Origin of the sequence: Streptosporangium sp. NPDC049248, from assembly GCF_040678965.1 — a bacterium.
Lineage (GTDB): Bacteria > Actinomycetota > Actinomycetes > Streptosporangiales > Streptosporangiaceae > Streptosporangium > Streptosporangium fukuiense.
Genome location: NZ_JBFAQY010000003.1, coordinates 138,314 through 164,164 on the forward strand (window position 1 = coordinate 138,314; position 25,851 = coordinate 164,164).

Below are 25,851 nucleotides of genomic sequence, written 5' to 3' on the forward strand. Positions count from 1 at the left end.
CCGGCTCCCCGGCTGCTCCAGCCGAGGTCGTCGCTGCGGCCCCGCCGTCGAACCCGGTGACCATGGCCGTGGACTCTCGCGGCTTATGGTCGGCTAGAACCCGTACGGCGGCTTTGCCACTGGTCGAGGTGCCCTTTTCGGTCCGGCTGTTAAACCGGTATCGGGGAGGGGTCATGATCGCACCGCGCGCACGCCGGATCAACATTCCGCTGCGGCACGTCGCCCTGATGTGCGGCGGGATGCTGTTCGCCCTCCTCGCCAACGTGACCTACCTCCAAGGGCTGGACTCCGAGCGGCTCAACGAGGACCCGCGCAACCAGCGGACGATGATCGCCCGCTTTCACAGCCCCAGGGGACAGATCCTGCTCCACGACGGCACGGTCATCGCGACCAGCCGGAAGGCCGGCGGCGCCACCTACCGGTATCGGCGGTTCTATCCAGACGGCCCGCTCTACGCGGCGATCACCGGGCACTTCTCGCTCCACGGCGGCGCGGGCATCGAGCAGGCGGAGGAGGCCCTGCTCTCGGGAGGCGACCCCCGGGTGAAGGTGCGCGGGCTGGTCGGGGGCACCCGCGGCGGCGCCACGCTCCGGCTCACCGTCGACCGCGGCGCCCAGCGGGCCGCCTACGACGGGCTGCGCGCCACCGGAAAGCCCGGCGCCGTCGTCGCGATCGACCCACGCACCGGCGCGATCCTGGCCATGGTCTCGCTGCCCTCGTACGATCCCAACCTGTACGCGAGCTTCGACGCGGCCAGGCTGGACAGGGTGGACAAGCGGCTGCGGGGTGACCCCGCGAACCCGCTGCTGAACCGGGCGATCCAGCGGAACTACCCGCCGGGGTCCACCTTCAAGGTCGTCACCGGCGCGGCGGCCCTGCACTCCGGGCGGTACGGCCTCGGCACCCGGGTCAGCGCCCCGGCGTCCCTGCGCCTCCCCGGCACCAGCACCTACCTGCGCAACTTCGGCGGCGATACCTGCGGCAACGGCAACCCGCCGCTGCTCCAGGCGTTCAAGCTCTCGTGCAACACCCCCTTCGCGAAGATCGGGGTCGACCTCGGCCAGGACGTGCTGCGCGAGCAGGCCGAGGCGTTCGGATTCGACACGGACGATCTGGAGGTCCCCATGCCGGTGGCCAGGAGCGTCTACCCTCCCGTGCTGGACGACGCGCAGACCGCGATGTCGGCGCTTGGCCAGTTCGACGTCCGGGCCACCCCGCTCATGATCGCGATGATCGCGGCGGCGGTGGCCAACGACGGCTCGCTGATGCGCCCCCACCTCGTGAAGGACGTACGTCTCGCCGACGGCACGATGATCGACAAGGCCGAGCCGTCGGCGTACCGCCGGGTGCTCGGCGCGGAGGAGGCCGAACGGCTCACCGTGATGATGGTCGCCGCCACCGGGAAGGGGAGCACCGGTTCCGCCGCGGCCATCCGGGGGGTGAAGGTGGCCGGCAAGACCGGCACCGCGGAGAACACCGCCAAGGGCAGGGCCCACGCGCTCTTCACCGGCTTCGCCCCGGCCGTCTCCCCCCGGATCGCCGTGGGGGTCCTGGTCGAGGGGGGCGGATCCGGGGGACGGGTGGCGGCTCCCATAGCCAAAGCCGTCATGGCGGAGTTTCTGGGCGGTCAGGCGGAGTAGGTCGTCGAGGGTGGCGGGTGGCGGCTCCCATGGCCAAAGCCGTCACGGAGACTAGACGGAATAGGCCCTGGCCTGGAGGCCGTAGAGGTCGGCGTACAGGCCGTCGAGGCCCATGAGCTCGTCGTGGGTGCCGTGCTCGACGACCTTGCCGTGGTCCAGGACGTAGATCCGGTCGGCGTAGCGGACGCTGGCCAGCCGGTGGGTGATCAGCAGGACGGTGCGACCGTCGGCGTGCTGCCGGATACGTTCGAACAGGGCGTGCTCGGCGCGGGCGTCCAGGGCCGCGGTGGGTTCGTCGCAGATCAGCAACGGGGCGTCCCGGTGGAAGCCGCGGGCCACCGCGATCCGCTGCCACTGGCCGCCGGACAGCTCCTGGCCGTCCTTGAAACGCCGGTCGAGCAGGGTGCTGTAACCGTGCGGCAGCTCGGCGACCACCTGGTCGGCGCCCGCGACCTCGGCCGCCGCGACGAGCGCGGGCTCCCCCTTGTCGGTGCCCATGCTGATGTTGTAGCGGGCGGTCAGCGGCCAGCGGGTGTGGTCCTGGGCGATGACCGCGATGCGGTGGCGCAGCTCGTCGGGATCGACCTCGGCCAGATCGACGTCGTCCCAGCTGACCCGGCCGCCGTCCGGTTCGTACAGCCCGGAGAGGAGTTTGGCCAGCGTGGTCTTGCCCGAGCCGTTCTCCCCGACGAGGGCGATCACCTCGCCCCTGTCGATGTTTATCGTGAGTCCCTGGAGCGCGGGCACGGTGGAACCCGGATAGGTGAAGACGACGTCCTCGGCGGTGATCCGCTGGAAGCTCTCCGGTGCCCGCGCCGGCCGCCCGGAGGGCAGCCTGCGCTCCGCCTCCGCGCAGAAGTCGAGGAAGTCGGTGAAGTACAGCCCCTCCTCGTAGAGGCGGTTCGTGGCGTACATCAGGTTGGCCAGGTAGGTCTGGCCCGAGCGGATCGCCAGCACGGCGGTGCCCGCCACCGCCAGCGGGACCGCGCCCATCGCGAGCAGCACACCCAGGGCCACGTAGACCACGGCGGTGCCGACCCCGCCCAACGCCTCGCCGACGACCTTCGCGAGCACCTGCCGCCGGGCCAGGCCGAGCATGACCGTCTGCTCGGCGGTGGCCACCGCGTCGTACATCCGCATCAGGAAGCCGCGCATGGTGAACGAGCGCACCTCGGCGGCGGGTTCGCGCTCCGCGAGCAGCTCCGCGATGATCCATTTCCGGCGGCGGGCGGGGATCAGCGCGTACATGGTGGTGTAGCGCATGCGCGCGGAGCGGACCGCCGCCCAGGCGTCGGGCAGCACCGCCAGTACCAGCAGCGGCAGCAGGACCGGGTGGAGCACCCCCAGCACGCCCGCCGCGGCGACGATGCCGATGATCGCGGTCAGCGCGTTGATGGCCGTGACCACCACCTCGTCCGCCATGGACACCCCGCGTGCCCTGGCCCGCTGGAGCGTGTCGTGGAAGTCGGGGTCGTCGAAGGCCGCCAGGCCGACCTGGCTGGTCAGCCCGTACAGGCGCTCCTCGGCGATCCGGCCGACCTGGGGCTCCAGCCGTGACTGAGCCCAGCCCGCGCCCGCCTGGGTGAGGGTACGCAGGGTCGCGGCCACGCCCACCAGGATCAGGCTCGGCAGGGCGGCCCGCACTCGCTCGGGAGTCGGGCCCGCCTCGAACAGCGCCGACAACACCCCGGTCGTGGCGAGCAGCCCGAACGCGGTGAAAGCTCCGCCGAGCAGGTTCAGCGTGATCGCGACGGCGGTGTCGCGGGGACTGGCCAGCCACGCCAGCCTGACGGCCTGCGACACCAGCGCGGGAAGCCTGCGGGCGATGGTCAGGAAACCGACCTTCGCCATCTTGTCGGTGTGCGCGTACCACTCGGAGAGGCTGAGCTCGCCGAGCTCGGGGGCCGGATCGGGGGGAGAGTCTGCCATGCGAGCAGTGTGAGCCGCCGCACCGGCGATGGCCATCGAATGGCCGGTTACGGTCGGCGTCGCCTCGCGCGCGGACCGTCACCGTCCGCGACGGGTCGCCGCTCGGAGGCGGTGTGCGCGGCCGCGGCCGGGGACGGGATGATCCGAGGGGCGGAAATGGCCTAAGACTGGGCATGGTTCGGTAATTGATGTCACACTTTCTGTGACGGTTCTACCCTCGACCTCTTTAAGAGCCGATGACCCAGGAAACCGCACATGCTTCCCTCACCGGAGGCAACCTGCCTCTCGAACCCAACGGCTTCGTGGGGCGTGAAGCCGACGTGGAAGAACTCGCAGACCTACTGGGCGTCGCCCGGGTGGTCACCCTCTGCGGGGCGGGCGGCATCGGCAAGAGCAGGCTGGCGATCCGGGTCGCGACCCAGCTGGCGGAGGAGTTCCCCGGCGGTGTCTGGCTGGTCGAGCTGGCCGACGCGGTGCCGGGCGACCTGATCGAGCCCCGGGTGGCCGCCGTGCTCGGGGTCAAGGCCGAGCCGTCCCGCGCGCTGGCCGACACCCTGATCGACGCGCTCGGCGAACGGCGGCTGCTGCTGGTCATGGACAACTGCGAGTCGCTCATCGAGGAGTCCGCCAGGTTCTGCCGCGCCGTGCTCACCGTCTGCCCGGACGTTCGCGTGCTCACGACCAGCCGCGAGCCCCTGCGGGTGGCAGGGGAGACCGTGTGGCGGGTGCCGCCGCTCAGCCTGCCCAGGGGCGAGGGCCACGACGCCGGCGCCAGCGAGGCGGTGCGACTCTTCGTCGACCGCGCCACCGCCGCCTCGCGGGGCTTCGCCATGACCGAGCAGAACGCGGCGGACATCGCCGGGCTCTGCGAGGCGCTCGACGGGATGCCGCTCGCCATCGAGCTCGCCGCCGCCCTGTGCAGGGTGCTGACCGTGGAGCAGATCAACGCCAGGATCCGGGACCGGTTCCGGCTGCTGTCGGCGGGCGACAGAACGGCCCCGGCCAGGCAGCGGACGCTCAGGGCGACGGTCGACTGGAGCTACCAGCTGCTCAACGAGCCCGAGCGGATCCTGCTGCGGCGGCTGGCGGTCTTCACCGGCGGCTGGACGCTCGACATGGCCGAGCAGGTCTGCGCGGGCAACGCCCTGTGGGCCGAGGACGTCCTGGGGGTGCTCTGCGACCTGGTCGACAAGTCGCTGGTCCTGGCCGACGCCGAGGTCGCGGGCGAGACGCGCTACCGCATGCTGGAGACGATCCGCGAGTACGCCGCGGAGCAGCTCGAAGCCTCCGGCGAGGAACCCGAGTTCCGGCGGCTGCACCGCGACCACATGATCGAGCTCGCCGCCCGGATCCACCAGACGATAGTCCGGCGGCCCCGGCCCACCTGGGCCGAGATCTGCCCGATGCTGGTCATGCTGGACGAGCTCCAGGCCAACGTCTGGGCGGCGGTGCGCTGGTCGGTCGAGGCCGCGAGCGACCCGGAGAGCGCGCTCCGCCTCCTGGTGCTGCTCCGCTGGCCGATCATCGCCGGGGGAAGGTTCACCCCGACCGACAAGTGGCTGGACCGCCTGCTCGACACCGCCCCGGACGAACTGGCGCCGTACGTGCGTGGCGACGCCCTCGCGCTGCGCGGGCAGGTGGCCTTCGGGCAGGGCGATCCGGACACCGCGCAGATCGCCTGCACCGCGGCGGTCGAGCTGTGCCGTGAGACGGGCCTGCCCGGACCGCTCAGCGGCGCGCTGGCCATCCTCGCCTGGGTGGCGATCTACCAGCGCCGCCCGGAACGGGCCAGATCCCTGCTGGACGAGGCGCTGGAGGCCGTGCACACCGTCGACGACCCGTGGCACGAAACGGTCATCCGCTCCATGGAGGGCACTTTCGCCCTGTCGGAGGGCAGGGCGAAGGAGTCGCAGCGCTCCTTCGAGGCCGCGCTGGCCATCGCCCACGAGCTGGACAATCACTGGGCCGCGCCGGTGGCCCTCATCGGTCTGGCCCAGGTCGCCTGGCTCCGCGGCGACCTGGCGGAGGCCCGCGCCCACTACGAGCGCGCCCTCGACATGCTCCAGGACATCACCGCTCACTGGCAGTCCATCACCTGCCTGTCAGGTCTGGGCCGGATCGCCCTGGCCCAGGGGGACCTCGTCACCGCGCGGGCCAGGCTGATCGAGAGCCTGCGGCTCTGCATCGGGACCGGCCAGCGGCTCGGCGTGGCCCGCCGGATCGAGACGCTCGCCCAGCTCGCCCTCGCCGAGGAGGACGACCGCAGGGCGGTGCGCCTGGCCGGAGCCTCCGCCGCGATCAGGAGCGCGATGAGCGGGGCCGTGCTGCCGCCCGGGTTCGGGGCACGGATGGAGGAACTGCTCCAGCCCGCCCGGGTACGCCTCGGTGACGCGCTGGTCGCCCAGCTGTGGGCGCACGGCCAGGAGATGTCCCAGGAGCAGGCGGTCCGCTACGCACTTCAGCTCGACGAGCCGTGCGAGACGCCGGTGCTGCTCGGCAGGCCTCCGGTCGTCGCCCCGCTGACCACGCTCACCTGCAGGGAGGCGGAGATCGCCGAACTGATCGCCAGGGGAATGAGCAACAGGGCCATCGCCGACGAGCTGGTGATCAGTCCCGCCACCGCGGCCAGGCACGTCGCCAACATCCTGGCCAAGCTCGGCTTCTCCTCGCGCACTCAGGTCGCCACCTGGGTCGTCGAGCAGAATCGTTCCTGACAGGCGGGCCGGGAGCGGTCACCGGGTCGACCGCTCGGGCTCTACACACCCGGGCTACACATGTGCGGGTGTGAAGATACATCTCGGGATACCCAGTCCGGAGTATGTGCCGGGACCGCCGCTCGCCGTACGTTTTCCTGGTGTTCGACCGATGACGTCCAGCCTTCCGCACCGTGCCGGCCACAGTTCCGGTCCGGAACGGCAGGTCCACACCATCCCGGGCGTCTCGGTCGAGCACGTCGCGGACGTCGCGTGTCCCGGTAGACGGCGAGGCCCCCTCGGAGGGGTGGGGGCCGAAGCCAAGGGCCGCACGCGGCAGCGGGCTCGAGTCGCGCAGGGCTCGAGCCCGCCTTCCGTTGTGGGGGACCGCTCAGGGGTCTGATTTCGGGGGGCGTGGCTCAGAGGGGTCGCTGAACGTCTGGGGCGGACGCCCCGTCTTGGGGGAGGAAGCATTGCTTGTCGTGCGGGTGCGACTCGGCGGGGTCGGGGGGTTCCGTCGACAACCCCCTTCTGAAGAGGGGGCTTGCGGCGCGGCGATGCGCCTCGAAGCACCGCGTCGACCAGCCCCGGCCATGAACGCGGCGGGGTGTGTCGGTGTTCGCGCGGGTCGGTGAATCGCGAACCGGCGGACCCGACCGGCGGGTCGGGTGCTGGAATCCCCGGTTTTCGAGACATGGGAGGACGTCAAGGGGCCGAATACACAGCCATCTACATACATCTGTCGATGCCCCTGTGGACAGGCCGACCCTACCCTCATCGGAATGAGACCCACCTCGCCGTCCACCAGCTGCACACTCACCGAGGCGGTGTTCGGCTACGCGCACGGACGAGGTGATCGGCCGGCACTGATCGACCTCGGCGCCGGCCTGGTGTACGGCTACCGCAGGCTGGCCGCGGAGGTGACCCGAGGAGCCTCGGGCCTGGTGCGGCGGGGGGCACGGCGGCGTCAGGTGGCCGGAATCCACGTGGACAGCGCGGTGGCCCAGACGTTGGCGGTGCACACGGTCATCGCGGCCGGAGGGGTGGCGGCGCCGATCACCTCGGGGTGTGCGGAGATGGCGGACCTGCTGGCCGAGTGGGAGGCACGGCTGCTCATCACCACTCCGCGCCTGGCGGACGCCTCGTTGCGGGCCGTGGAGGACTCGCGGGTCCGGCAGGTGATCGCGTTCGGTCAGGCCCGCGACACCGTCGACTTCGCCGACCTGTTGCTCCTGGAGCCCGTCCCGCTGCCCTTCCTCGACCCCGCGGTGCAGCCCGCCCTGCTGATCGAGGACGGAGGGGTGCTCACCCACCAGGACCTGATCACGAGGATGAGCCTGCTCGACAGGGGCACCGAGCTGGGGAAGTCCGACGTCCTCCTGGTGACCTGGCCACTGAGGTGCAGCCTGGCCCTGACCACCCTGATCGGGCTGGCGTTGATGCGCGGCTCCCTGGTCGTCGTGGCCCCGGGCCTGTCGTCCGAGGACCTGGCGGCGACCATCCATGACTTCGGCGTCACCGTCGTCGCGCTCTCCGACGGCGCGGTCCAGCGCGTCTGAGCCCCGCCCGCCGGTCCTTACAGCCATCCTTTTCCCGTCCCCATCGTCCGGTGCGCCGCGGTTCCGCACCGCCGTGCGGCCGACCGGTTCGCCGTCACCGGAGAGTGTCGTCCGGCGCTCATATCCCGGGATATTGAGCTGTTATCCGCGCGACCTTGACGGCGCTTGGTGTGGAGTGGCTTGATTGCCGTACTGACAACGTTGTCATATTTTCGGGGATTCTGTGCACCCCAAACCCCGAAGGGACGGAGAGCTGTGCGACGACAGTGGATGGCAGCCGTCGCGGTCACCGTGGCGGGCCTGCTCGCCCTGACCGCCTGTGGTGACGGCGGCGGTGACGGTGCCACGCAGAGCCCGCAGGCCGACGCGAAGAAGAAGGTCGAGGTCTTCTCCTGGTGGACGGGACCCGGCGAGGCCGACGGCCTGAAGGCCATGAAGGAGATCTTCGAGAAGCAGAACGCCGGGCTTGAGTTCTTCGACGCGGCCGTGGCGGGCGGGTCCGGGGACAAGGCGCGAGCCCTGCTGACCACCAAGCTGCAGGCCCAGACTCCGCCGGACACCTTCCAGGGGCACGCGGGCGCCGAACTCCAGGGCTACATCAAGGCCGGGCAGCTCGAACCGCTCAACTTCCTCTACGACGAGCTCAAGCTGAAGGACGTCTTCCCCCAGCAGTTGATCGACCAGATCAGCGTCGAGGGCCAGGTCTACTCGGTGCCGGTCAACATCCACCGCTCCAACGTGATGTGGTTCAACCCGGCGGTGCTGAAGGAGGCGGGCGTCACCGAGGTGCCGAAGACGATCCCCGACTTCGTCGCCGCGCTGGAGAAGGTCAAGCAGAAGGGCAAGATCCCGCTTTCGATCGGCTCGGAGTGGACCATGGTCCACCTGCTGGAGAGCGTGCTGCTCGGCTCGCTCGGCACCGACGCCTACAACCGGCTCTGGACCGCGGGCTCCGACTGGTCGGGCCCGGCGATGACCAAGGCGCTCGACGACTTCAAGACGATCCTGTCCTACGCCGGTGACCCGGCCGACGACTGGCAGCCCGCGGCCAAGCAGGTGGCCGACGGCGAGGCCGCGTTCAACATCATGGGCGACTGGGCGTACGGCTACTTCCACAACCCGCCGGACGGTGGCCTGGGCAAGACCTCCAAGACCGACTTCGACTGGGCGCCCTCGCCGGGCACCGGCGGCACGTTCATGTGGCTCTCCGACAGCTTCACCCTGCCCAAGGGCGCGCCGAACCGCGACGGGGCGGTGGCCTGGCTGAAGGTGGCCGCGAGCAAGGAGGGCCAGGACGCCTTCAACCCGAAGAAGGGCTCCATCCCGGCACGCAAGGACGCCGACACCGCCCTCTACACCGACTACCTCGCGGACGCGCTGAAGGACTGGGGCGGCGACAAGCTCGCCGGCTCCATCCAGCACGGCGTGGTGGTGAACGACGCCTGGCGCGTCGCGATCAACGAGGCGGTCGGCCTGTTCCACGGAGACAAGGACGTGGCCGCGCTGCAGAAGGCGCTGGCCGAGGCCGCCAAGAACTCCGGTCAGTGATCTTCGGTTGATCTTCGGTACGGCCCGCTCCCGTGCGGGCCGTACCTCTCAGAAAGGGTGGCCGTGACACGGGTACGCAGATGGCTGCCGGGGCTGCTGCTGGTCACACCGTCGATCATCGCGATCGCGGTCTTCGTCTACGGCATGCTCGGCTGGAACTTCCAGTTGGCGATGACCGACAAGCACGACGAGGTGTCCGAGGGGAGTTTCGTCGGCCTGGAGAACTTCTTCACCCTCTGGGACCAGAAGCGCTGGGGCATCTCGGTCAACCACGCCGTCGTCTTCACCGTGGTCTTCGTGTTCGGGGCGCTGCTGCTCGGCTGGCTGCTGGCGTTCCTGATGGAGAAGGGGATCAGGGGCGAGGGGACCTTCCGGGCGGTCTACCTGTTCCCGATGGCGATCTCCTTCGTGGCGACCGGGGTGGTCTGGCGCTGGCTGATGAACTCCGGTCAGGGCGAGCGGGCGGTCGGGCTGAACCGGCTGTTCGACAGCCTCGGGCTGGAGTTCCTGCAGTGGCAGTGGTTCCGCGATCCCGACTGGGGGATGGCCGCCATGGCCATTCCGGCGATATGGCAAATGTCGGGATATGTGATGGCGTTGTTCCTGGCGGGGTTCCGGGGGGTCCCCGAAGACCTCCGGGAGGCGGCCCGGGTCGACGGGTGCGGCGAGTGGCAGGTCTACCGGCACATCGTGCTGCCGATGCTCCGCCCGGTCACCCTCTCCGCCCTGATCATCCTCGGCCACATCTCGCTCAAGGTCTTCGACCTGATCGTCGCGGTCTCCGGCAAGCAGATCATCACCGACGTGCCCGCCGTCTTCATGTGGGTCGCGGTCTTCGACTCCCACGATCCGGCCAAGGGCGCCACCATCGCGTCGTACATCGTGCTCGCGGTCAGCGTCTTCGTCATCCCCTACCTCGTCTGGACCCTCCGCAGGGAGCGGCGCTCATGACCTCTATCCCTACAGGGGGCGCGGATCCCAGGGACGCCGTCCCCTGCCCGCCCTGGACACTTCGCAGGGAGCGACGCGCATGACGACCACCGTGACCGGTTCCCCCGCCAGTCCCGTACGGGGTGGGAGCCCCGGTGCCGCCGGCGGGCGGGCCAGGCGGCGGGCGCGGCTGTCGCGCGGCGTACGGCTGACGCTGCTGGTCGCCTTCCTGCTCGTCTTCCTGATCCCGATCTACGTGCTGCTGGTCACCAGCTTCAAGCCGCTGACCGAGGCCGATCCCGGCCGGGCCTGGGCGCTGCCCGAGGTGTGGACGGCCGAGCCGTGGCGGGTGGCCTGGGAGAAGCTCGCACCCGGCATCTGGAACAGCGTGCTGCTGGCCGTGCCCGGCTCGCTGATCTCGGCGGTGCTCGGCTCGATGAACGGCTACGTGCTGTCGAAGTGGCGCTTCCCCGGCTCCGATGTGCTGTTCACGCTGTTCCTGTTCGGCATGTTCATCCCGTACCAGGGCGTCATGATCCCGCTGGTGCAACTGCTGGTGAAGCTCAACGAGGTCACCCTGGCGGTCACCGGGGTACCGGGTGTCTTCTACGGCGCGATCCCCGGGCTGCTGCTGGCGCACGTGGTCTACGGCATCCCGATCTGCACCCTGATCTTCCGCAACTACTACGTCACCATCCCCGACGAGCTGATCGAGGCGTCCAGGGTGGACGGCGCGGGGATGCTGCGGACCTACTGGTCGGTGGTGCTGCCCGTCTCGGGACCCGCCTTCGCGGTCGTGATCATCTGGCAGTTCACCTCGATGTGGAACGACTTCCTGTTCGCCGTCTTCCTGACCGGTCCGCAGAGCTGGCCCACCACGGTCATGCTCAACAACATCGCCGGAGCCCAGACCGTCCCCTACAGCCAGCAGATGGCCGCGGCCCTGCTCGCCTCCATCCCCACAATGATCATCTACGTCCTCCTTGGCCGCTTCTTCATGCGCGGCCTGATGGCCGGAGCATTGAAGGGCTGATATCTTGACGATTTTGTGTTAAATATCGCCTCTTTTGCTGGTGTGTGGGCTATTCGGTCTTTAGCGTGCAGGTCATGCTCTCTGTCTCACGGGCTGGTGCGTCGCCGGATGGCAGAGCGGCCGCCGTTGTCACCGAACTGGTCTGCTATCCCGTCAAGGGGTGCGCCGGCGTCTCGATGACCGAGACGCTGCTGACGGAGGCGGGCCTGGCACACGACCGCACCTTCATGGTGGTCGGCGACAACGGTGTGTTCCGCAGCCAGCGGCGCGATCCGCGGCTTGCCGCCATCAGTCCCGAGGTCAGCGCGGACGGGGATCGGCTCACGCTCCGGCTGCCGGGTTTCGACGCGCTGACCGTCCAGGTGGACCTGCTCTCCGCCAGGCGCGAGGTGGAGCTGTTCGGCACGCCGTACCAGGGGATCGACCAGGGCCGGGCCGCGGCCGAGTGGTTGTCGGAGGTGCTGGGCGCGCCGAGCAGGCTCGTGCGGGTGCCGCCGGAGCACCGCCGGGTGACCGACGGCTGGATACCCGGCACGTCCGGCTACGCGGACAGCAGCCCGGTGCATCTCGTCTCCGAGGCCACCCTCGCCCTGCTCAACCGGCGGCTCACCGAAGGGGGCGGCGTCCCGCTGCCGATGGCCCGGTTCCGCCCCAACGTCGTGATCGGCGGAGGGACGCGACCGCATTGGGAGGACGGGGCCCGGCGGATGCTCGTCGGCGACACCGAACTCGGTTACGCCAAGCTCGCCATCCGATGCGCGGTCACGATGGTCGACCAGGACAGCGGCACCAGAGCGGGCCCGGAGCCGCTGCGCACGCTGGCCACCTACCGCCGCGCACCCGAGGGCGGGGTCGCGTTCGGGGTGAAACTCTCCGTCGTACGCCCCGGCAAGCTGGCTCTGGGCGACGAGGTGAACGTCACATCCTGGGGTGAGCCGGAGCTTCGGTAGTCGCGGCCGCGGCGAGCACCGCTTCCAGACCGGGCAGCACCACGGCGCGGAACGCCGCGTCCATCTCGGCGGGTGTGCCGGTCAGCTCGCCGTCGGCCCACCTGCGCAGCAGGGCCATGAACGCGCCGGTGACGCAGGTCACCATCATGTCGAGCGAGGCCGGCGGGGTGGCTTTCCCGGGAAGCGCGGCCAGCAGCTCGTCGCGGACGACGGCGGCCATGATCTGTTCTCCGCGCGTGCCCACGGCGATGCTCCCGCGCCGGCCGAGCAGCGCCTGAGCCAGCCGGCGCTGCTCCTGGAGATGTTCGAAAATCGGCAGGCTGAATGAGAACAGGGTCTCCGAGCGATATCCGGGAGTGAAACGCAGCAGCTCGGAGAGCTCGTCAAGGCTACTGAAGAGCACCTCCTGCTTGTCGGTGAAATGCGCGTAGAAGGTCGAGCGGCCGACATCGGCGCGGTTGATGATGTCGGTGACCGTCACCGCCTCGTAGCCCTTGCTCAGAATCAGTTCCACCAGTGCCTGCCGGATGAGCCTGCGGGTCCGTCGCACCCGCCGGTCCGTGCTCTCCCGCTCCTGGGCTCCGAACACTTTTCCCGCTCCCGTTCGGTTCAGCACGGCCTGGTGAATCTGATTGTTGACCACTTCACGTTGATGAACTGACCATTCATAACCAAACAACCTATGCGGAAAAAGGGGAAGCACCATGGGTATCGGAAAATCCCTGCACGACCATTCGAAGCACGGCGACGGGGGCGGTGTGATCAACTACCCGCGCGCCTACGAGGTCCTGGCCGAGATCGGCTTCGCCGGGCGCCGCCGCCGGGTCTTCTCCCACCTGGCCGCGCTGACGGGCATCCGGCCAGGGGAGCGGATCCTGGACGTCGGCTGCGGCACGGGTTACCTGACCCGGCTACTCGCCCCTATCGCGGGCCCCGCCGGGCAGGTGACCGGTATCGACCCGTCGGCATCGATGCTCGACCATGCCCGCGAGCGCGCACCTCACAACTGCTCCTACCGGGTGGGCGAGGGGCAGGCTCTCCCCTTTCCCGAGGCCTCGTTCGATGTCCTGGTGTCAACCGTCGCGATCCACCACATGCCCTCCTCCGCCCGGGGCACTGCCATCCAGGAGATGTTCCGGGTCCTGCGGCCTGGCGGTCGGTTGCTGATCGCCGAGTTCCACCCGCCGGCCAACCCCGTCGCCGCCCACCTCGTCGGCGTCCTGGTCGGGCCGGCCATGCGGCCCGGCATGCCGGAGCTGCTCGCCGAACTGGTGCCCGGCGCCGGTTTTCAGGTCAGGGCCACCGGCAGGGTGAAGCCGCTGCTGTACTACGTCGAAGCCGTTCGCCCGTCCTCTTGAAGACTCCGATGCGAGCCCCTGAACGGCTGAACCGAATGGATCCCGGCAACGTCTCACGATCATGAGACTGCCGGTCCTGCTGCTTCTTGGCGCGCTGACCGCCTGCGGCGCCCCCGCGACCATGGCCCGAACCCCGGATATCCCGGCAACGGCGTCCGCACCCTCCGCGCGGGAGGCGCCGGAGGTCCTCAAAGCCTCGGCGACTCCACCGCCGTCCCCGGCCTCGACGGACCCGACACCCGAATCCGCGTGTGCTCCGGCGCCCACCAGGAAGCTGAATGTCAGGCTGCTCCGGCAGACGGCCTTCGACTACGACCCGCTCAACTCCCCGGAGGAACTCGCGGAGAAGACCCCGCTGGTCGTCGCGGGCACCGTCGAGGACTTCCTGCCGGGACAGATCGTCGAGGAGGGGATCCCCGGTGACCGCACGCACTACTTGCTGATGCCGGTGCGGGTGACCGAGCGGTTCAAGGGGCCGGCCGCCCGTCTGGTCCACGTGAAGTTCTTCCAGGGCGGTATATGGAGGAACCAGACCCCGGTCAACTCGGTGGCCGACTTCCGGCGGGCGGTGCCCCGGGGTAGCCGGGTCATGCTGTTCGTCTATCCGGACGTCCGCGAGGGAACCGTCATCAAGGACCGCGCCGCGCTCCCGGCCGGAACGCCGATCTACTCGGCCCACCCGCAGGGCGTGCTCCTCGGCCGGGGCCTGACGGTCATCGGCGGCATGGAGGAGATCAACCCGGCCTCCCGCTGGGCCGACCCCTGCGGCCTGGACGGCATCGCCACCCGCCTACGCGCCGCAGGCCACCAAGGACATTGACCAGCACAGGCGGCATCCCTCACCCGACCTCCATGAACGATTCCCGAACGCCCGTCAGCCGTCCCGACCTTCCCGACTGATCGGGATGTCGCTGAACGGCCTCACCGAGAGGCGTCGAGGGCCGGTGAGCGGTTGACCAGGGAGTCGCCCAGGGGGGTGCGGTGGTAGAGGATGGTGCGGCCGATGCGGTTGCCGGTGATGAGGCCCGCCTTGCGCAGGGCGGAGATGTGGCCGCCCACGGTGCCGAGGCCGAGGCCCAGCTGGGTGACGAGCTGGGTGGTGGTGGCCGGGGTCGCGAGCTCCAGCAGCAGGCGGGTCCTGGTCCTGCCGATCAGGTGGGCCAGGCCGTCCGCCCTCTCGGGCGGGATGCCGGTGCCCCGAGCCGGATAGCTGATCGCGTACGGCCAGTCGTCCTCCAGGTAGGAGCCCATCTTGATGGGGAAAACGGTCGGCACGAAGAGCAGCCCGCGCCCGTTGAGCCGGTGGGTCTCGTCCGCGTCCCCGGCCAGCACCTCGATGACACCGTCGGGATCCCACCGGATCCGCGGGGTGAGGTCGTCGAGCGCCGCCGCCCAGCCGTAGGTCGCCAGGCGGCCCGCCCGCTGGATCACGTCCCGCTCCAGGATCGCGTGGAAGCGCGGCCACGCCGGGGAGACGATCTCACCCCACGTCGCCTGGAGCGCCTCGGCGAAGAGCCGTACGACATCGGAGGAGAACAGCACCTCCCTGACGGGCGCGGGGGGACGCGGCATCCCCTCCAGGTTCCTCGCGATCTCGTCGTGCGCCTGCGCCGCCGGAGTGGCCCGTACCACCGCGAGCTCCGCCTCGAACGGGGTGTCCACTCCGGTCGGCGGCGGTGCGGGGAAGTCGGCGTTGTAGTGTCGCTCGCGGAAGAGCGCCACCAAAGGGGCCAGTCCCGGCTGCGTGCGCAGCAGTCTCTCGTACGGCTCCCGCATCCGGTCCGCCCACGACCGCCACTGTCCGGAGCCCCTGGCCCCGGACAGGACCCAGAGGGCGTGCTTGGTCACGATGAGCGGGGAGATGGCGAACCTGCTGGCCATGATGTCGTGCGGGGTGACCTCGATGCGATAGACCACTGAGCGACCTTTCGGATATACCCGAAAGATTAGCCAGCCGTCCGAACGCTCGCCCAGCATCGTCCCCATGACCACACAAGAACGCGGCGCGACCTACACGGAGGTCTTCGCGAGCGGTGAGTTCCGTGTCCTGTTCGGAAGTTTCACCCTTCTGGTGGCCGGTGACCAGGTCAAGATGCTGGCCCTGTCGGCGCTGGTCTACGCGCGGACCGGCTCGCCCGGGCTGTCGGCGGCGGCGTACATGCTGGGGTTCCTGCCCTACGCCGTCGGCGCCACCTTCCTGCTCTCGCTGGCCGACCGGATCCGGCCGCGCGCGCTGATGATCGCGGGGGAACTGGTGCGGGTGGTGACCTGCCTGCTGATCGCCTTCGCCGGGCTGTCCGTCTGGGCGATGCTCGCCCTGGTCCTGGTCACCGGCCTGTTCTCACCGGTCTTCGGGGCCGCGCGGATAGCCCTGCTGCCCGACCTGCTGCCGGGTGACGCGTTCGTGCTGGGCAGGTCCGTGCTGACCGTGACGGCGGCGGGCGCGCAGATCGGCGGGCTGGCCGTGGGCGGCGGCATCCTCGCCGCGACCGGACCCTCGGGGGCGCTGGCCGCCACCGCCGCGCTGTCCGCGCTGGCCGCCGTGGTGCTCCGCTTCGGCCTGCCCGACTTTCCGGCCAGGGGCGCGGAGGCCGGCCCGCCCGGTGAGCGTACGGAGGACGGAGGTCTCCCGGCGGGTGAGGCGGAAGGCGGGGAGGTGCGCACCGAGCAGGCCAGAGGCAGAGGTGCCGTCTGGGAGACCCTGCGGGTCAACCGGGTGCTGCTGGCGGACGCGCGGATACGCGGCCTGCTTCTCGCGCAGTGGCTGCCGGTGACGTTCGTGGCGGGCGGCGAGGCGATGCTGGTCCCCTATCTGGGCAGCACCGCCGGGTACGCGCTCGCCGCGGCCTCCGTGGGCCTGGCGGCGGGGAGCTTCGTCGTCGGCCGGCTGGTCTCGCCCTCCGGCCGGGAACGGCTGGCGTTTCCCATGGCGGTGGCCTCGGGCCTGCCGCTGCTGGTGTTCGCCTTCCAACCGGGGCTCGGGGGAGCCGCGCTGCTCGTGCTGCTCGCCACGGTGGCGTCGACCTCCTACGAACTCGGGTTGCAGCGGTGGTTCGTGGAGGCGGTGCCCGAGCCGGTCAGGGGGCAGGCGTTCGGCCTGGCCTCGGCGGGAATGATGTCCGGACAGGCGCTCGGCGGGGTTCTGGTGGGCGTGGCCGCCGAACTGACCTCCCCGCACATGGCGATCGTCCTGGCGGGGGCCGCGACCGTCTGCTGCTCACTCGCCCTGCACCGCTCCCTGCGGCCGGAGCCCTCCTGACCGGGCCTCCTTGTACGGTCGGAGAGAATGGAGAACATCTCACCGAGCGCTAGGAGATCACCTACGTTGTCCCAGAAGCACGAAGTCCCTCTGGCGGGCGGAGACCGCCCCGGCCTGCGGGCCGACTGTGCGAACTGCTTCGGGCTGTGCTGTGTCGCGCTGCCCTTCGCCGCCTCGGCCGACTTCGCGGTCGACAAGGCCGCGGGGAAGCCGTGTGTGAACCTGCGGGCGGACTTCCGCTGCGGCATCCACGCGAACCTCCGCGAGCGGGGCTTTCCCGGCTGCACGGTCTTCGACTGCTTCGGCGCGGGGCAGCAGGTCTCCCAGGTCACCTTCGGCGGGCAGGACTGGCGGCGGGCTCCGGGCACCGCCGGGCGGATGTTCGAGGTGTTTCCCGTCATGCGGCAGCTCCACGAGCTGCTCTGGTACCTGACCGAGGCACTGGCGTTGCCGCAGGCCCGCCCCATCCACGATGATCTCCGCCGCGCACTGGACGACACCGAGCGCCTCACCCGTGGCAGTGCCGAGGCGCTGGTGGAAACGGACGTGGCGACGGTCCGTCAGGGTGTCAACGCCCTGCTGCTCCGCGCCAGCGAGCTGGTACGGGCCGAGGTGCCCGGCCGCAAGAAGAACCACCGGGGAGCAGATCTGATCGGGGCCAGGCTCAAGGGCGCCAATCTGCGCGGGGCCAACCTGCGCGGGGCCTACCTCATCGCGGCCGACCTGCGGAACGCCGACCTGCGTACGGCCGACCTCATCGGGGTGGACCTCCGTGACGCCGACCTGCGCGGCGCCGACCTCACCGGGAGCATCTTCCTCACCCAGGCCCAGGTCAACGCGGCCAGGGGAGACACCGCGACCACGCTGCCCGCCGGGCTCACCCGCCCCGCGCACTGGTCCTAGGCGGGAAGCTCCCCCGAGCCCCGGGGGATGAGCCGGGTCGGCAGCTCGACCCGCTCGGGAGTGCCGTGGTCGCCCGACAGACGGCGGAACAGCAGCTCGGCTGCGGTCCTGCCGAGCCGCACCGGGTCCTGGGCCACCACGGTGACGCCGGGGACCAGCAGGTCGGCCAGCTCGAAGTCGTCGAAGCCCACCAGGGCCGGACGGTGCCCGGTACGCAGCACGGCCACGGTGATCCGGCCGTTGCCGGTGAACACCGCGGTGGGCGGGGCGTCATCGGAGAGCATCCGGTCCAGCGCGGGACCCGCCTGCTCGGCCGGGCCGGTCGCGACCAGTGACGGGTCGAAGGGCAGGCCCGCCTCCTCAAGGGCGCGGCGGTAGCCGTGCAGGCGCTCGCCGGCGGTGAAGATGGACGCGCTGTCGCCGATGAAGGCGATGCGGCGGTGACCGTGCCGGATCAGGTGGCTCACCCCCGCGCGCGCGCCGCCCGCGTTGTCGCACAGCACGGTGTCGGCGTCCAGCCCGCCCGGCCGGTCGGCGAAGACGGCGGCGATGCCCGCGTCGAGTTCGGGCCGCAGGTAGTCGTGGTCGGTCCCGGCGGGCACGATGACCAGGCCGTCGACCCGGCGCGAGCAGAAGGCGAGGATCAGTTCCCGCTCGCGCCGGGCGTCCTCCCCCGAGGAGCCGCTGAGTACCAGCGAGCCGTGCCGGAGCGCCACGTCCTCGACCGCGCGGCTGAGCCCCGAGTAGAAAGGGTCGGCCACGTCCTCGATGACCAGGCCGATGGTCGCGGTCCTGCCCCGGCGCAGCACGCGGGCGCTCTCGTTGCGCCGGTAGCCGAGCCGCTCGATGGCGGCCGTGACCCGTCCGGCCGTGGCGGGATTGACGCCCGGCTCCTCGTTGACGACCCGGGAGACGGTCTTCAGCGCCACCCCGGCCGCCTCCGCGACGTCCTTCATGGTGGGACGGCCTCGCACACTCTCTGTCACGACTCGATCATCGCCTATGCGCGGCGTACTGACAACGTTGTCAACCGGTCGCGTGGACGATGGTTTCGGTCCCGTCGTCCCAGCGCCAGGGCGCGTGACGCCCGTGCAGGTGCACCCCGCCGATCCACCGGTCGACGCCGTTGAGCGTCACGTGGTCCGCCACACCGGCGAGCACCCGTGCTCCGGTGTCGGTCAGGCGCAGGCCGGTCCCGCGACCGACCGGACGGTCCGCCCGCTCGGCGTCGAGCAGCGGGACGGACGCGCGCGCCATCCGGTCCATCATCGCGAAGCACCAGGTGTCTCCGAGGTACGGACGCGTCTCCCGCGCCCCGGCACGAACGAACGCCGTCTCGGCGTCGGGCGCGCCATCGGCGACCGCGGCCAGGATCCGCCGCTCGGTGAGAGACAGTCCGTCGCGGGTGGCCGGGTACTCCCGGCTGAGCCGGTCGAACGCCTCGCCCAGAAACCGGAGCTCGCCGGAGCGGGCATCGGCGACGGCGCGCAGACCGTCCGGAGTCGGCGCGCGGAAGGCGGCCCAGGCATGGGCGGCGAGCTCCAGCGCGGCGGGGGTCAACCGGATGCACGCGTTCGTGGCGGGCAGTTCGCGCAACTGCGCGGCCGTCAGCTGGCCGAGACCACCGAAACGGGCGATACCCGCGTGCTCGCCGATACAGATCAACGTGACGCGCTGCGCCGGCACCCCAAGGTCGGCGAGGCCGGCGAGGATCTGGATGATCTGAAGCTGGTCGTACAGGTCCGCCTCGAACCACAGCACGTACTCACCGTCGCGACCGGCGGCCAGGAGGCGGTCCCGCTCGGCGAACATGCCGGCGGCCTCGGCCCTGTCGTCGCAGTTCGCCTGAAGGAGGAAGGCGGCTCTGATCCGGCGAAGCTCCTGCGGCCCCACCGCGGGCACCGGCCCTTCGTGCAGCACGTCGCGCCAGTACAGCACGCGCTCGGCGAGCCCGGTCCCGGGCAGATCCGTGGCATCGCCGTTGGTCACGTGCAACGCCGCCCTCATCCAGGCGGGGGGCGGAGCATCCGGCCGTTCCGCGAGGATCTGGCTGCGGGCGGTCGCGTACGACTCGCGGGTCTTGGCCATGCGGGCGCGCACCCGCCGTTTGAAGTCGGACTGCCTGGTCATCGTCATCTCCCGCGGCCCGTCCGCGGGTCCCCCAGCGACCGGTACGGCGGGCGCACGATCGACGACACAACGACCCGGCCGAGAGGTGGACCTCCCTTTGCCTCCTGGGGTGACCCGGCTGGGGCGGGTCGCCGGAGGTTGGGCGCGGACGGACGCCGGCAATCACAGTACCCGGGATCGGGGAGGAGGAGTGATTCGGAACGGGATCCGATCCCACGCCCGGATCAGGACATGGCGGCCCGTACCGCGTCGGCCGGCGGTGTGCCGGGCCGGCCGATCAGGCGGCTGAGGTCGTCGCCGGAGGTGTCGAGGTCGCCGCGCGCGATGGCCCCGTCCAGGCCGGCGACGAAGTGGGCGGTGCCCTCGTCGAGGCCGGCGGACCGGAGGAGGCCCGCCAACTCGGGGACCGTGACGTCGCGGTACACGACCTTCGTCCCGGTCACCTCGGTGATCGTCGCGGCGAGTTCCGCCAGCGTGAACGGCGTGCCGCCCAACTCGTAGACGGCGTTGTGGTGGCCCTCGCCGGTCAGTGCGGCGGCGGCGGCCGCGGCGTAGTCGGCCCGGGTGGCGGCGGCGATCCGCCCGTCGCCGGCGGCCCCGAGGATCTCGCCGCGCTCAAGGTACCGGCCGAGTTGACCGGTGTAGTTCTCGGTGTACCAGCCGTTGCGCAGCAGGGTGAACGGGACGCCGGACTCGCGCAGCACGATCTCGGTGGCCCTGTGCTCGGCGGCGAGGGAGAGTTCGGTGGTGTCGGCGCGCAGGACGCTGGTGTAGGCGATGCGCGCGACTCCGGCGGCCTTGGCGGCCTCGATCACGGCCGTGTGCTGGGGCACCCGCCGGCCGACCTCGCTGCCCGAGATGAGCAGCAGGTTGGTGACGCCCCGCAGCGCGGCGGGCAGCGTCTCGGGCCGGGAGTAGTCGCCCTCGCGTACCACGACGCCCCTGGCGGCGAGGTCGGCGGCCTTGGCGGGGGTGCGGGCGACGGCGACGACGTCGGAGGCGGGGACGCCCCCGGCGAGCAGCGCGTCGATGACGAGACGGCCGAGGGGGCCGGTGGCACCGGTGACGGCGTGGACGGTCATGATCTCTCCTGGAGGTCATCTGTGGTTACCAAGCGATAGTACTAACTTTTACACAGTACTAGTTGTTTTACGACATATGTACCCTTGGGGTATGCCGAACGCGTGTGCCCCCGACCCCGACGCCGGTGAACCCACCGACGAACTCATCAGCGACGTGTTCGCCCGCGGCTGCACCTCCCGGGCGGCCCTGGAGGACGTGGCCGGCAAGTGGGGAATCCTCGCGCTGCTCGCCCTCGGGGAGTCCGGTTACCGGTTCAACGCCCTGCGGCGACGGGTGGCGGGCGTGAGCGAGAAGATGCTGGCGCAGACCCTGCAGACCCTTGAGCGAGACGGCATGGTCACCCGCGAGGTACTGACGGTGATACCCGCCCGGGTGGAGTACTCCCTGACCCCGCTCGGCGCCCGCGTCGCCGAGCGCCTGCGCGATCTCGCGGATCTACTCGAAGGCTCGGTGGACGAGATCGGCGCGGCGCGCGAGGCATACGACAGCCGCCAGGCGTGACCGCGGGCGGGAACGGCTCAGGAGGACTCGCGCCAGGAGGCCCGGGTGGCGCCTCCCGCCGTCCCGGCCGCGTGCAGGTCGGCCTCGACGCGGGCCGCCGCCGCGAGCAGCGGCGGCAGCAGGTCACGGCGGGCGGACTCGGGGATGGTACGGCTCGCGTGGGAGGAGATGTTCATCGCGGCGGCCACCCGGCCGGAGCGGTCGCGGACCGGTACGGCGATCGAGCGCAGCCCCTCTTCCAGTTCCTGGTCGACCATCGCCCAGCCCTGGGCGCGAATCCGCTCCAGCTCGGCTCGGAGCGCGCCCGCGGTCGTGACGGTCCTCTGGGTGAACCTGGGCAGTTCGGCGTGCTCCAGGTAGGTGTCCAGCTCGTCCGGGGGCAGCCAGGCGAGCAGCACCCGGCCCATCGAGGTGCAGTGGGCCGGGAAGCGGGTGCCGATGTTGATGGTCACCCGCATGATCCGGGTGGTGGCCACCCGGGCCACGTAGACGACGTCCTCGCCGTCGAGCACGGCCACCGACGCCGACTCGTGCACCTCGGCGACCAGCCGTTCGAGGTGCGGCTCGGCCATCTCGGGCAGGGAGAGGCCGGACAGGTAGGCGTACCCGAGGTCCAGGACGCGGGGGGAGAGCGCGAACAGCCGCCCGTCGGTCCTGACGTAGCCGAGGTCGACGAGCGTCAGCAGGAACCGCCGGGCCGCCGCCCTGGTCAGGCCGGTCGCGCGGGCGACCTCGCTGAGCGTCAGCTCGGGACTCGTCGCGCTGAACGCCTTGATCACCGAGAGCCCGCGCGCCAGCGACTGCACGTGGCCGGAGCCGCGGTCAACCGGTTCGATCATCGCCGTCCTCCTCGTTCCGATCGAACTCTAGTGCCGCCCGCGCCACCGCGAACGCCCGGTTCGCGGCGGGTACGCCCGCGTAGATCGCGGTCTGCAGCAGCACCTCCTTGATCTCCTCCTCGGTGAGACCGACGCGGAGTGCGGCCCGCACGTGCATGGCCAGCTCGTGCTCCTGCCCGAGCGTGGCCAGCATGGCGAGGGTGATGCAGCTGCGGGTGCGCCGGTCCAGGCCGGGGCGGTTCCAGATCTCGCCCCAGGCGTACCTGGTGATGAACTCCTGGAAGTCGGCGGTGAACGGGGTGGCGCTCGCGGTGGCGCGGTCCACGTGCTCGTCACCGAGTACGGCCCGGCGTGTCGCGTCCCCGGCCTCCCAGCCGCTCATCTCCCTGCTCTCTCCCGCGCTCATGTCCCTGGTTCCTCCCATGCTCGTCCGCCGGTCTTCCCGGCGCTCACCTGCCTGGTCCCGCGAGGTTCCGGTGGGCGGCGAGCGCCCGGTCGACGAAGGTGAGGGCGGAGCCCAGGGCACCCGCCGGGTCGAGGGCCGCGTCGACCTCCTCGGCGGTCAGCGAGACGCCGGGATCGGCGAGCAGGACCTCCCGCAGCGTCAGGCCCCCGGCGGCGGCGCGGGCGCAGGCGGCGTCCACCAGCCGCCGGTCCTGCGGGGTGCCGCCGAGCCGGACGACCACCTGCTCGGCCATCAGCAGCCCCCGGGTCGCGTCGAGGTTGGCGCGCATCCTGGCGGTGTCCACGGTCAGGCCCTCCAGCACCTCACGCAGCCAGCGGGCGGCGCTGCCGGTGAGCCGGAGCAGCTCGCCCAGCGTCTCCCATTCGGCCTGCCAGGGCCCGGCCGCGCGCTCGTGCTCGGCGATCATGCCGCCGAGGAGGGAGGCGACCAGCCCGGGGACGCGCTGGACGCAGGCGAGCACCGACATCGAGCCCACCGGGTTCCGCTTGTGCGGCATCGCGCTGGAGGTGCCCCGTCCGGGCCCGGTGGGCTCGGCGACCTCCGCCACCTCGGTCTGGGCCAGCAGCTTCACATCGTTCGCGATCTTGCCGAGTGTCCCCGCGACGGTGCCGAGCGCGCAGGCCAGCCGGGCGATCGGGGTCCGGTCGGTGTGCCAGGGAACGACCGGCTCGGCCAGCCCGAGCTCGGCCGCGAGCAGCGGCGGCACCTCGTGGCCCCGCTCGCCGAGGACCGACAGGGTGCCCGCCGCCCCGCCGTACTGGGCCGGCAACGGAACCCGCGCCAGCTCGGTTCGGGAGCGGTCCAGCGCGCTCAGCCAGCCCGCGGCCTTCAGCCCGAACGTGACCGGTACGGCGTGCTGGCCGACCGTACGCCCGGCCATGACGCTGCCGCGGTACTCGGACGCCAGTCGCGCGCACGCCCCGGCACAGGCGGACAGGTCGGCCAGGACCGGGGCCAGGGCCCGGCGGGCGACCAGCATCGCCGCGGTGTCGTTGATGTCCTGGCTGGTGGCGCCGTAGTGCACGAACCGCCGCAGGCCGGGCTCGATCCGTGTCCGCAGGGCGGCCACCAGGCCGATGACGGGGTTGCCGCTCCGGGCCGCCTCGGCACCCAGCCCGGCGAGGTCGTAGAGCTCGGGGCGGCAGGCCGCGGCCACCGCCGGGGGCACCTCGGCGGGGACCAGTCCGATCCCGGCCTGCGCGGCGGCCAGCGCGGACTCGACGTCCAGCATGGCGGCCAGCCACGCGACGTCCGACACCTGCGCGGCGGCCCCGCCCCGGGCGAACATCCCGGAGAACAGCCCGGCGGTGGCGGGAGAGGTCACGGTCACCTCCGGATGGTTCGAATGTCGTTCAGGGAGCCTCGTGCACGAGATCGGCCACCGCTTCGGCGAGCGGAACCACCGTGGCCATCGCGCCCCTTCACACATGTGCGCCATGCGAACGAAAGTTCTTTTGGTGAACCTACTGACCCATCGTGCGGACGGTCAACGTGGCGACCATCGTTCCTTGACCTGATGCTCGAAGGGTGCCGACCCCGGCCTTCGGGCCGGGGTCAGCACGAGCGGGGGTGCCTGTTAGGGCGCGAGCATGTCCCGGTTCGCACGTTCCTGCTGTTCGGCCCACCAGGTGTAGGGGACAAGGACAGCTTGGTCTCGCCGTACTTCTCCACGATGGTGTGCTCCCCCTCACAGGCCACCGAGCGGGCTGTGGGAAGGTTGGCCAATGGTCGAGCGGGGGGTCGGTGTGTCGCGGGTGTCGCGGGTGTCGCGGGTGGTGCTCATCGCGGGCTTCGCGCTCGCCTCGCTCAACCTGCGGCCCGCACTGGCGAGCGTCTCCCCGGTGCTGGACGAGATCATGGGCGACCTCGGGCTGACCGCCGCCGGGGGAGGGGCGATCACCACGGCCATGGTGGTCTGCCTCGGCGTGCTGGGCCCGCTCGCCCCGCTGCTCGCCCGCCGTTTCGGCCTGGACCGCACGCTGATGGCCGGACTGCTGATCCTGGCCGCCGGGGTGATGCTGCGCAGCGCGGGAAGCGTCCCCGCGCTCTACGCCGGAGCGGCCGTCGCCGGCATGGCCATCGCCGTGATGAACGTCTCGATGCCCGGCGTGGTCAAGCAGCACTTCCCCTCGCGGGTCGGCCTGTTCACCGGGATCTACGTCTCCGGCCTGGTGCTGGGCTCCGCCGCGGCGTCCGGGCTGATGATCCCGCTGGAGCGTGCCACCGGGTACGGCTGGCGCGAGGTGACCGCGATGGCCGCGATCCCGGCGCTGGCCGCCGCGGCGCTCTGGCTGCCCCAGGCACTGCGCCGACCGGCCCGCTCCGAGGTCGCGCCCAGACCGTTCGCACCGCTGCTCCGCGCCCGGATGACCTGGTACGTCACCGCCTACATGGGCCTGCAGTCGCTGACCTTCTACGTCATGCTGGCCTGGCTGCCGACGATCTTCAAGGACGCGGGGCTCCCCGCCGACCAGGCCGGATACCTGCTCGGCCTCACCAGCCTGGCCCAGGTGGCGGCCACCTTGGCGGTCCCGATCCTCGCCGGGCGCGCGCGATCGCAGGTGTCGTACGTCACCGCCGCGACCCTCATCACGGTGGTCGGATACCTCGGCGTGCTGCTCGCCCCGGCCACCCTCCCGTGGCTCTGGATGATCGTCCTGGGGGTGGGGCAGGGTGCCTCGATCGCGCTGGCCCTGCTCATCATCACGCTCCGCGCCCCCGACCCGGTCTCGGTGACCGCGCTCTCGGCCGTCGCCCAGTCCGTCGGGTACGTGCTGGCCGCGCTCGGACCGCTGGTGGTCGGCGCGATCCACCAGTTCTCCGGCGGCTGGACGCTGCCGCTGCTGGCCGGTCTCGGCGCGTGCGGCCTGCAACTGGTGGCCGGATTCCTGGTGGGCCGCCCGGCGACGCCGACCGGCGTGGGCGAGCCACGACCGGCCGAGGATTCGCCCTCCCGGGCCTGACCCACCCCGGCGATCCCAGCCTTTGTCGATTCCTGAATCACCTGTTTCGCAGGTCGCCGTTCCGATC

General features: G+C 71.1%; 22 protein-coding genes. 13 read left to right on the forward strand and 9 right to left on the reverse strand.

Translation table 11 applies throughout. The features are described 5' to 3' along the window. Positions 1-173 precede the first annotated feature (173 nt). Positions 174-1,640, forward strand: coding sequence for a penicillin-binding protein 2 (locus AB0K21_RS07265; RefSeq protein WP_343962994.1), 1,467 nt, complete (start codon positions 174-176; stop codon positions 1,638-1,640). A 51-nt stretch (positions 1,641-1,691) separates the two neighbouring features. On the opposite strand, the gene AB0K21_RS07270 is transcribed toward AB0K21_RS07265, so the two are convergent. Further along, the gene (locus tag AB0K21_RS07270) at positions 1,692-3,569 is read right to left on the reverse strand and encodes an ABC transporter ATP-binding protein (RefSeq protein ID WP_343962993.1); all 1,878 of its coding nucleotides are present in this window, start codon (positions 3,567-3,569) and stop codon (positions 1,692-1,694) included. 320 nt (positions 3,570-3,889) lie between these two features. On the opposite strand from AB0K21_RS07270, the gene AB0K21_RS07275 reads away from it, so the two are divergent. The 6 genes from AB0K21_RS07275 (at position 3,890) to AB0K21_RS07300 (ending at position 12,282) form a co-directional block, all read left to right on the forward strand. Continuing rightward, on the forward strand, positions 3,890-6,283 hold the full coding sequence (locus AB0K21_RS07275; RefSeq protein WP_343962992.1) for a tetratricopeptide repeat protein: 2,394 nt from the start codon (positions 3,890-3,892) through the stop codon (positions 6,281-6,283). A gap of 761 nt (positions 6,284-7,044) precedes the next feature. Continuing rightward, complete coding sequence (locus tag AB0K21_RS07280) at positions 7,045-7,821, forward strand: AMP-binding protein (protein WP_343962991.1); 777 nt, start codon at positions 7,045-7,047, stop codon at positions 7,819-7,821. Between the two features lie 255 nt (positions 7,822-8,076). Further along, positions 8,077-9,369 (forward strand): ABC transporter substrate-binding protein, encoded by a 1,293-nt coding sequence (locus AB0K21_RS07285; RefSeq protein ID WP_343962990.1) that lies wholly within the window; start codon positions 8,077-8,079, stop codon positions 9,367-9,369. A 63-nt stretch (positions 9,370-9,432) separates the two neighbouring features. Continuing rightward, a complete protein-coding gene (locus tag AB0K21_RS07290) occupies positions 9,433-10,320 on the forward strand; it encodes a sugar ABC transporter permease (RefSeq protein WP_343962989.1) in 888 nt (295 codons plus the stop codon). A 79-nt stretch (positions 10,321-10,399) separates the two neighbouring features. Then, a complete protein-coding gene (locus AB0K21_RS07295; RefSeq protein WP_364148582.1) occupies positions 10,400-11,332 on the forward strand; it encodes a carbohydrate ABC transporter permease in 933 nt (310 codons plus the stop codon). Positions 11,333-11,406: 74 nt separating this feature from the next. Beyond that, on the forward strand, positions 11,407-12,282 hold the full coding sequence (locus tag AB0K21_RS07300) for an MOSC N-terminal beta barrel domain-containing protein (protein ID WP_364148584.1): 876 nt from the start codon (positions 11,407-11,409) through the stop codon (positions 12,280-12,282). Here AB0K21_RS07300 and AB0K21_RS07305 read toward each other — a convergent pair. Continuing rightward, positions 12,251-12,988: a TetR/AcrR family transcriptional regulator gene (locus AB0K21_RS07305; protein WP_364148587.1), complete on the reverse strand. Its 738-nt coding sequence runs from the start codon at positions 12,986-12,988 to the stop codon at positions 12,251-12,253. The genes AB0K21_RS07300 and AB0K21_RS07305 overlap by 32 nt on opposite strands. Between AB0K21_RS07305 and AB0K21_RS07310 the strand changes: the two genes are divergently transcribed. Both AB0K21_RS07310 and AB0K21_RS07315 read left to right on the forward strand, forming a co-directional pair. Then, on the forward strand, positions 12,987-13,640 hold the full coding sequence (locus AB0K21_RS07310; protein WP_343962984.1) for a methyltransferase domain-containing protein: 654 nt from the start codon (positions 12,987-12,989) through the stop codon (positions 13,638-13,640). The two genes, AB0K21_RS07305 and AB0K21_RS07310, sit on opposite strands and share 2 nt — an antisense overlap. Before the next feature lie 61 nt (positions 13,641-13,701). Beyond that, positions 13,702-14,460 (forward strand): hypothetical protein, encoded by a 759-nt coding sequence (locus AB0K21_RS07315; RefSeq protein WP_364148591.1) that lies wholly within the window; start codon positions 13,702-13,704, stop codon positions 14,458-14,460. 101 nt (positions 14,461-14,561) lie between these two features. Here the strand turns inward: AB0K21_RS07315 and AB0K21_RS07320 are convergent, their stop codons facing one another. Beyond that, a complete protein-coding gene (locus AB0K21_RS07320) occupies positions 14,562-15,557 on the reverse strand; it encodes an ArsR family transcriptional regulator (RefSeq protein ID WP_364148594.1) in 996 nt (331 codons plus the stop codon). Positions 15,558-15,624: 67 nt separating this feature from the next. Between AB0K21_RS07320 and AB0K21_RS07325 the strand changes: the two genes are divergently transcribed. Together AB0K21_RS07325 and AB0K21_RS07330 are read left to right on the forward strand one after the other, a co-directional pair. Continuing rightward, on the forward strand, positions 15,625-16,899 hold the full coding sequence (locus tag AB0K21_RS07325; RefSeq protein ID WP_343962981.1) for an MFS transporter: 1,275 nt from the start codon (positions 15,625-15,627) through the stop codon (positions 16,897-16,899). Between the two features lie 66 nt (positions 16,900-16,965). Then, complete coding sequence (locus AB0K21_RS07330) at positions 16,966-17,802, forward strand: pentapeptide repeat-containing protein (protein ID WP_343962980.1); 837 nt, start codon at positions 16,966-16,968, stop codon at positions 17,800-17,802. Here AB0K21_RS07330 and AB0K21_RS07335 read toward each other — a convergent pair. From AB0K21_RS07335 to AB0K21_RS07345, 3 genes are all read right to left on the reverse strand, one after another. Beyond that, entirely contained in the window at positions 17,799-18,758 is a 960-nt protein-coding gene (locus tag AB0K21_RS07335; protein WP_343963053.1) for a LacI family DNA-binding transcriptional regulator, read from the reverse strand. The two genes, AB0K21_RS07330 and AB0K21_RS07335, sit on opposite strands and share 4 nt — an antisense overlap. 70 nt (positions 18,759-18,828) lie before the next feature. After that, the gene (locus AB0K21_RS07340) at positions 18,829-19,932 is read right to left on the reverse strand and encodes a hypothetical protein (RefSeq protein WP_343962979.1); all 1,104 of its coding nucleotides are present in this window, start codon (positions 19,930-19,932) and stop codon (positions 18,829-18,831) included. A gap of 224 nt (positions 19,933-20,156) precedes the next feature. Beyond that, the gene (locus tag AB0K21_RS07345) at positions 20,157-21,014 is read right to left on the reverse strand and encodes an SDR family oxidoreductase (protein WP_343962978.1); all 858 of its coding nucleotides are present in this window, start codon (positions 21,012-21,014) and stop codon (positions 20,157-20,159) included. A gap of 91 nt (positions 21,015-21,105) precedes the next feature. On the opposite strand from AB0K21_RS07345, the gene AB0K21_RS07350 reads away from it, so the two are divergent. Beyond that, positions 21,106-21,516 (forward strand): helix-turn-helix domain-containing protein, encoded by a 411-nt coding sequence (locus AB0K21_RS07350; RefSeq protein WP_343962977.1) that lies wholly within the window; start codon positions 21,106-21,108, stop codon positions 21,514-21,516. A 17-nt stretch (positions 21,517-21,533) separates the two neighbouring features. Here the strand turns inward: AB0K21_RS07350 and AB0K21_RS07355 are convergent, their stop codons facing one another. From AB0K21_RS07355 to pcaB, 3 genes are read right to left on the reverse strand one after another with little or no spacing between them, the layout of a single operon-like run. Then, positions 21,534-22,355 (reverse strand): IclR family transcriptional regulator C-terminal domain-containing protein, encoded by an 822-nt coding sequence (locus tag AB0K21_RS07355; protein WP_364148600.1) that lies wholly within the window; start codon positions 22,353-22,355, stop codon positions 21,534-21,536. Next, a complete protein-coding gene (gene pcaC, locus AB0K21_RS07360; protein ID WP_364148603.1) occupies positions 22,339-22,761 on the reverse strand; it encodes a 4-carboxymuconolactone decarboxylase in 423 nt (140 codons plus the stop codon). Before pcaC ends, AB0K21_RS07355 begins: the two co-directional genes overlap by 17 nt. Positions 22,762-22,804: 43 nt before the next feature. Then, on the reverse strand, positions 22,805-24,151 hold the full coding sequence (pcaB, locus tag AB0K21_RS07365) for a 3-carboxy-cis,cis-muconate cycloisomerase (protein ID WP_364148606.1): 1,347 nt from the start codon (positions 24,149-24,151) through the stop codon (positions 22,805-22,807). A 394-nt stretch (positions 24,152-24,545) separates the two neighbouring features. On the opposite strand from pcaB, the gene AB0K21_RS07370 reads away from it, so the two are divergent. Next, the gene (locus AB0K21_RS07370; RefSeq protein ID WP_364148609.1) at positions 24,546-25,784 is read left to right on the forward strand and encodes an MFS transporter; all 1,239 of its coding nucleotides are present in this window, start codon (positions 24,546-24,548) and stop codon (positions 25,782-25,784) included. Positions 25,785-25,851 lie beyond the last annotated feature (67 nt).